Annotated in this window: 4 protein-coding genes; 1 reads left to right on the top strand and 3 read right to left on the bottom strand. The window is 64.7% G+C overall.

What is annotated here, in order from left to right; genetic code table 11:
• Window positions 1–132 precede the first annotated feature (132 nt).
• The 3 genes from ACTHNE_RS14180 to ACTHNE_RS14170 are packed head-to-tail and all read right to left on the bottom strand — an operon-like array spanning window position 133 to window position 5,890.
• Window positions 133–1,593 carry an efflux transporter outer membrane subunit gene (locus ACTHNE_RS14180; RefSeq protein ID WP_440269593.1) on the bottom strand — a complete coding sequence of 487 codons (1,461 nt, stop codon included), beginning with the start codon at window positions 1,591–1,593 and terminating at the stop codon, window positions 133–135.
• On the bottom strand, window positions 1,590–4,766 hold the full coding sequence (locus ACTHNE_RS14175) for an efflux RND transporter permease subunit (RefSeq protein WP_440269592.1): 3,177 nt from the start codon (window positions 4,764–4,766) through the stop codon (window positions 1,590–1,592). Before ACTHNE_RS14175 ends, ACTHNE_RS14180 begins: the two co-directional genes overlap by 4 nt.
• Window positions 4,763–5,890 carry an efflux RND transporter periplasmic adaptor subunit gene (locus ACTHNE_RS14170; RefSeq protein WP_440269591.1) on the bottom strand — a complete coding sequence of 376 codons (1,128 nt, stop codon included), beginning with the start codon at window positions 5,888–5,890 and terminating at the stop codon, window positions 4,763–4,765. Before ACTHNE_RS14170 ends, ACTHNE_RS14175 begins: the two co-directional genes overlap by 4 nt.
• A gap of 115 nt (window positions 5,891–6,005) precedes the next feature.
• Here ACTHNE_RS14170 and ACTHNE_RS14165 point away from each other — a divergent pair, with 115 nt between their 5' ends.
• A complete protein-coding gene (locus ACTHNE_RS14165) occupies window positions 6,006–6,623 on the top strand; it encodes a TetR/AcrR family transcriptional regulator (RefSeq protein ID WP_324941774.1) in 618 nt (205 codons plus the stop codon).
• Window positions 6,624–6,760: the final 137 nt, after the last annotated feature.

Raw genomic sequence — 6,760 nt, 5'->3', positions numbered from 1 at the left:
GGTTGGGGTGGGGTTGCGCGAGCTTGTCGCATTGCTGGAATTCGTCGCGAGGTTGACTGACCCCACCCTAGCCCTCCCCTACTTCGCAGGGGAGGGAACAGTTGGTGGCGAGTCAGGAATATCGCTCGCAAGTCAGCGCCGCGAGTTTTCCGCCAGCGCCGCATCCTGCGGCACGCCCATCGCCTGGAACAGCGCCGCCGTATCCGCCAGCCGCGCCGCCCGAGCCTGGATCTCGGTCAGCCGCGCGTTCTGCCAATGCTGCTCGCTCAGCACCTTCGACGGATAGGAAACACCGCCCAGCTGAAAACGCGCCTCGGCGTTGTTGAACGATTGCTGTGCCGAGGCAGCCGCGGTCTGCGCCGCCTGCAGCGTCAAGGCGTCCTGGTCGAGCGCAGTCAAGGTATCGGCGACGTTCTGGAACGCGTTGAGCACGGTCTGCTGGTAATCCGCGATCGCAGCGTTGTAGCTGGCGATGGCGGCCTTGCGTTTGGCGATCAATTCGCCGCCGTGGAAGATCGGCTGCGTCAGCGAAAGCCCGGCGCTCCATACCGAGCCTGCCGCGGTGAACAGGTTCGCAGGTTTGAAGGCCTCCGTGCCCAGCGTGGCCGACAAGGAGATGTGCGGAAACAGGTTCGCCGTCGCCACACCTACCTGCGCGGATGCCGCATGCACCGCGGCTTGCGCGGCCAGGATGTCCGGCCGCTGCTGCAACAGGTCCGATGGCACGCTCACCGGCACGCTCCGCGGCAGTTGCAGGTCGGCCAGCGCCAGGTTCGCCGGCGCCTGGTCGGGTGTGCGTCCCAGCAATACGGCCAGCGCATGCCGCGCCTTTTGCGCTTGCGCGCGCAACGGTGGCAAGGCTGTATCGGTGCTCGCCGCCTGCTCGCGCAGGCTCAATACATCGTCCTGCGAGGCGGCGCCCAAGCCGCGTTCGCGCTCGGCCAGATCGGCTTGTTGGTGCGCAAGCCTGGAAATCTGTTCGGTGGCACGGACCTGCTCCTCCAGCGACGCCGCATTGATCGTCGCAATCACGATGTTCGCGGCCAGGCTGCGCTTGGCCGCATCGAACTCGTAGGACTGCTGGTCCACCTGCGCTGCCGTCTGCTCGATGCCATGGCGGTTGGCGCCGAAGATGTCGAAGTCGTAGCTGAGCGCCAGTTGCCCGGCGTAAACGTCGTACAGATTCGTCGGCGGCCCGAAGTTGGGGAAGCCCAGGGCGCGCTGCCGGCTGCTTTGCGCCTGCGCATCCAGCGAAGGCAGCATCTTGGCGCCAACCTGCGCGCGCAGCAGTTGCTGTGCCGATTCCAGCGTATGTTTGGTGGCGGCCAACGAAGGGTTGTTGCGCAGCCCTTCTTCCACCCAGGCGTTGAGCGTGGCGTTGCCGTACTCGCGCCACCATTCCGGCACGGCGCGCTCGCCCAGGGAAAAGTGCTGGGTCACGCCGTCCACGTTGGCGCTAGCGGCGGGCGTGGGCGCAGCCGTGTAATGCGCGGGTGAAGGCGAGGCCGGCGGCTTGGCAGGCGGCGCGAAGGCGCATCCTGCCAGCGTCAAGGCTGCAGCCAGCGCGGAGATCATCATGCTTGCGGACTTCATACGGCAGCCTCCGGTTCGCCGGCAGGTTCATTGGCGCGCACGCGGAACCACGCAGCGTACAAAGCCGGCAAATAAAACAAGGTGAGTACGGTGGCGACCGTGATGCCGCCCATCAGGGCCGTCGCCATCGGTCCGAAAAAGTTGCTGTGCAACAGCGGAATCAGCGCGAGCACTGCCGCCGCCGCGGTCAGCGTGATCGGACGGAAGCGGCGCACGGTCGCGCCGACGATCGCCTCCCAGCGCGGATGACCGGCGCGAATATCCTGCTCGATCTGGTCCACCAGGATCACCGAATTGCGCATGATGATGCCGAACATGGCGATCGTGCCGAGCATCGCCACGAAGCCGTACGGCTGATGGAACAGCAGCAGCGCAAGGATCACACCGATCAAGCCCAGCGGCGCAGTCAACACCACCATGAAGGTGCGGCCCATGCTTTGCAGCTGGACCATCAACAGCACCAGCACCGCCACGAACAGCACCGGCATCTGCGCGTTGATCGAGCCCTGGCCTTTCGCGTTCTGCTCCACCGATCCGCCTACTTCGATGCGATAGCCCACCGGCAGATGGCTGCGGATATCGGCCAGCTTCTTGTCGACGGCGTTGGTCACGTCCAGGCCTTGCGCACCGTTGCGCGTATCGGCTTGCACAATGATCGACGGCTGGCGGTCGCGTTCCCAGATCACACCGTATTCCAGTCCATAGCTGACATGCCCCAGTTGCGCGAGCGGAATCGCGGCACCGCTGGCGGTGGGAATCGCCAGGTGTTCGACCTGGTCCGGATGCACGCGATCGCCATGCTCGGCGCGCAGGTCCACCGCGATCAATTTGTCGCGCTCGCGGAACTGCGTCACCGTGGTGCCCGACAGATTCATGGCCAGGAAGTTGGCGATGTCCTGCGAGGTCAGGCCAAGCTGCCGCGCCTTGAATTGATCCACTTCGAAGCGCACCGAGCGCTCGGCCGGCTCGTCCCAATCGAACTGCACGCCGACGGTGTCCGGGTTGGCGCGCATCACGCCCGCCACTTGCTCGGCGATGCCGCGCACGGTGGCGATATCGTCGCCTTCCACGCGGAACTGCACCGGAAAGCCCACCGGCGGGCCGTTTTCCAGGCGGCTGACGCGCGTGCGCACTGCGGTGAAGTCGCGCTTGAGTTCGCCTTCGAGAAAAGCCGCCAGTTGCTCGCGTTGCTTCACATCCTTCGCGGTGATCACGAATTGCGCGAAATTCGGTTGCGCCAGCTGCTGGTCCAGCGGCAGATAGAAACGCGGCGCGCCACTGCCGACAAAGCTGACGTAGTTGGCGATGTCCTTGCGATCCTTCAGTGCATTTTCCAGCCGCTTCGCTTCGCGCAACGTCGCCGCATACGACGCACCTTCCGGCAAGCGCAGGTCGACCAGCAGCTCAGGACGATCGGAACTGGGGAAAAACTGCTTGGGCACCAGCGCAAAGCCCGCCATCGCGATCACGAACAGCGCCACGGTCGAGGCCAGCACCAGCCAGCGATAGCGCAGGCAGGCATCCAGCCAGCCACGCAGGCGGCGATAGAAGCTGGTGTCGTAGATCTCGATGTCTTCGCCGTCATGCTTGGGCTGCACGGCCCTGGCGGCGCGCGCCTGGTTCCAGCGCGTGGGCAGAAACCGCGCCCACCACTCCTGCCCCGGCTTGGCGCGCTGATGATGTTCCGGCAGCAGGTGATAACCGAGCAGCGGAATCACGATCACCGCCGCGAACCACGACACCAGCAGCGCGATGGCCGACACTTCGAAAATCGAGCGCGTGTATTCGCCCGTGCTCGACTTGGCCAACGCGATCGGCAGGAAGCCCGATACCGTCACCAGCGTGCCGGTGAGCATCGGAAACGCAGTGCTGGTGTAGGCGAACGCAGCCGCACGCACGCGGCCCCAGCCTTGCTCCAGCTTCACCGACATCATTTCCACCGCGATGATCGCATCGTCCACCAGCAGGCCCAGCGCGAGCACCAAGGTACCCAGCGATACCTTGTGCAGGCCGATGCCGAACATGTCCATGCACAGGGCCGTGGCCGCCAGCACGAACGGAATGGAGATCACCACCACCATGCCGGTGCGGAAGCCCAGGCTCAGCAGGCTCACCAGCAGCACGATCGCCACCGCCTCGGCCACCGATTCCAGGAAGTCGTCCACCGAATGCGACACCGCATGCGGCATGCTGGTGACTTCCGACAGCGTCAAGCCTGCCGGCAAACGCTTCTGCAGCTCGCCGATCTGCGCATCCAGCGCCTTGCCGAGATGGATCACGTCGCCGCCTGCTTGCATGGTGACGCCGATGCCAAGCACCTGCTTGCCCATGAAGCGCATCGTCTCGCTGGGCGGATCGTCGTAGCCGCGCCGGATCGTGGCGATGTCGCCAAGGCGAAAACTTTTGCCGTTGATGTGCAGCAGCGTGTTGGCCAGGGCATTCAGATCGTCGAACTGGCCGCTCGGACGCACGTACACGCGATCATCGGCAGTGGTGAGCACACCTGTCGACGCCACTGTGTTCTGGGAGTCGATCGCCTGGCCGATCTGCTGCGGGCTGATGCCGAGTTTGGCCAGCTTCGCGTTCGCGACGTCGATGTAGATGTGCTGGTTCTGGTCGCCGAAGTAATCGACCTTGCCCACGCCCGGCACGCGCAGCAGTTCCCCGCGCAGCTGATCGGCGTAGTCATGCAATTGCGCCGGCGTGTAGCCCTCGCCTTCCAGCGCGTAGATGTTGGTGTAGACGTCGCCGAACTCGTCGTTGAAGAACGGCCCGCGCACGCCTTGCGGTAATTGCGCGGCGATGTCGCCGACCTTCTTGCGCACTTGGTACCAGGTTTCCGGCACTGCGGAGGCCGGCGCAGAATCCTTGATATTGAAGAAGATCAGCGATTCGCCTGGACGCGAATAACTACGCAGGAAGTCGATGTTCGGCGTTTCCTGCAGCTTGCGTCCGATGCGGTCGGTAATTTCTTCCTGCACCTGCTTCGCCGTGGCGCCGGGCCAGTAGGTCTGGATCACCATCACCTTGAAGGTGAACGGCGGATCTTCCGATTGCGACAGGTTCTTGTACGACAGCAGGCCGAACAGCGCGATCAGACCCATCAGGAAAAACACCAGCGACTGATGGCGCAGAGTCCACGCGGAAAGATTGAAACGTTCTTCGTGGCTCATTGCGGCGCGTCCTCAGGATGCGGCGGCGCAATCGGCGTCACCTTTTCGCCCGCGGCCACGGCGTGCACGCCCTGCATCACTACGCGTTCGCCCGCCTTGAGGCCGGCGGCAATCAGTACGTCGCGCTCGCCGTAGCGGGCGACCGTGACGGGGCGCAGATCCAGCTTGGAATCGCCGGGATTCACCACCCATACGGCCGGATGCTCGCCCTGGTGGAACAAGGCCGTGGCCGGAATCGTGATCGCGCCATCGGCCAGCCTGCTGCCTTGCAGGGCGACGTCCGCCGTCATGCCGAGCTGCAGCGCGGCATCGGGGTGATCGATCGCCAGCTTCACCAGATAGGTGCGCGACTGCGCATCTGCCGCAGGGGCGATCTCGCGTACGCGCGCCGTGTAGAGATGACCCGGCAATGCCGGCAGGTTCACCGTTGCCGCCTGGCCGACGGTGATGTCGCCGACGCGGCTTTCCGCCACGTCCACGTACACCTCGCGCTCGCCGGCCTGGGCGAAGCCGAACACCGCCTGCCCCGCGGCCAGTACCTGGCCCACTTCGGCCTGGCGGCTGGTGATGATGCCGTCGTGGTCGGCCACCAGCGTGGTGCTTTGTGCCAGCTTGTATTGCTGGCGCGCCTGGTCGCGGCCAGCCAGCGCGGACGCATAGTTGTCTTCGGTCTGCTGCAGCTGCAATTGGCTGATCAGGTTCTGCTTGAATTGCGCCTCGTCCCGGTCGCGCTGCTGGGTGGCGAACAGCAGGCGGTGCTCGGCCGCGGCCAGCGCGGCCTTGGCATAGGCCAGTTGCTGGGCGGGGTCGGCGGGATCGAGCTCGGCCAGCGGCTGGCCCTGCTTTACCAGCTCGCCCGGATCGACGTAGCGCGCCGACAGCCTTCCTGGCATGCGGAACGACAGCGGCATCTCGTAGCGCGCATGCACTTCGCCCGGGAAGCGGCCGGTCACGGTACCGTCGCTGGCCTTTACCGGCAGGGCGATCACCGGCACGGCGGCCTCGGCTTCGGGCGCCTTGCGGCCGCAGCCGGCAAGCAGGATCAAGGAAATCGCCATGGCGCAGGGCAGCCAGGCCTGCCGCGACGGCCGTGCGCGCAGCGTTGGGAACGGTGGGGTAAGCACGGGGTGCTCCTGGGATGTGGGAGTGTCGATACGGGAGCGAACTCTAATACATATATGTATCTGAATTCAAATATGACTTCCGATACAGCTTTATGGCAGCGTGGTAAGATGCCGCATGCCACGCAAACGCCTGACCCGAGAAGAAAGCCGCGAACAGACCCGCCTGCGCCTGCTGGAGGCGGCGGCGGCCGTGATCGCCAAGAAGGGGCTGGCCGCGACCAGCGTGGAAGACGTCGCCGAACATGCCGGCTACACACGCGGCGCGTTTTATTCGAACTTCAAGAGCAAGACCGACTTGTTCCTGGAACTGCTCAGCCGCGATCACGACGACGCGCACCAGGACCTGCAGGAACTGCTGGACACCGACCTGCCCCGCGAAGAACTGCAGAAACGGCTCGCGCAGTTCTATGGCCAGCTCTACCGGGATCACGCCAACTACGTGCTATGGGCCGAAGCGCGCCTGCTCGCGGTGCGGGACGCCAAGTTTCGTCATCGGCTGAATGCGCTGTGCCTGGAAAAGCGCGACCAGATCGCCTACTTCATTACGAAGTTCTGCGAGCGCATGGAACTGGAAGTGCCCGCACCCGCGCCCGACTTGGCGCTGGCCATGATGGGCCTGATCGATGGCGTGCTGTATTTCAACATGAGCATGCCGGGCGAATTGCCCGATGAGGCGATCGAATCGGTGCTCAGCCTGATTTTCCGCGCGACGTTCTTCGGCACGCGCAACTGATTTTGCGATCGTAGGTTGGGCTGAGCCCCGGACTTGATCCGGGGCGAACCCCAACGTTGCCATGTACATCCCATGTTGGGGTTGGGCTGCGCCTCAGCCCAACCTACGTGATCGCGCGCGACGCAGGCGGTATTCGT

This window comes from Dyella sp., assembly GCF_051954575.1.
GTDB lineage: Bacteria > Pseudomonadota > Gammaproteobacteria > Xanthomonadales > Rhodanobacteraceae > Dyella_B.
Note: the sequence above shows the minus strand (reverse complement) of the source record. Positions and strands in the feature narration are given on the sequence as shown.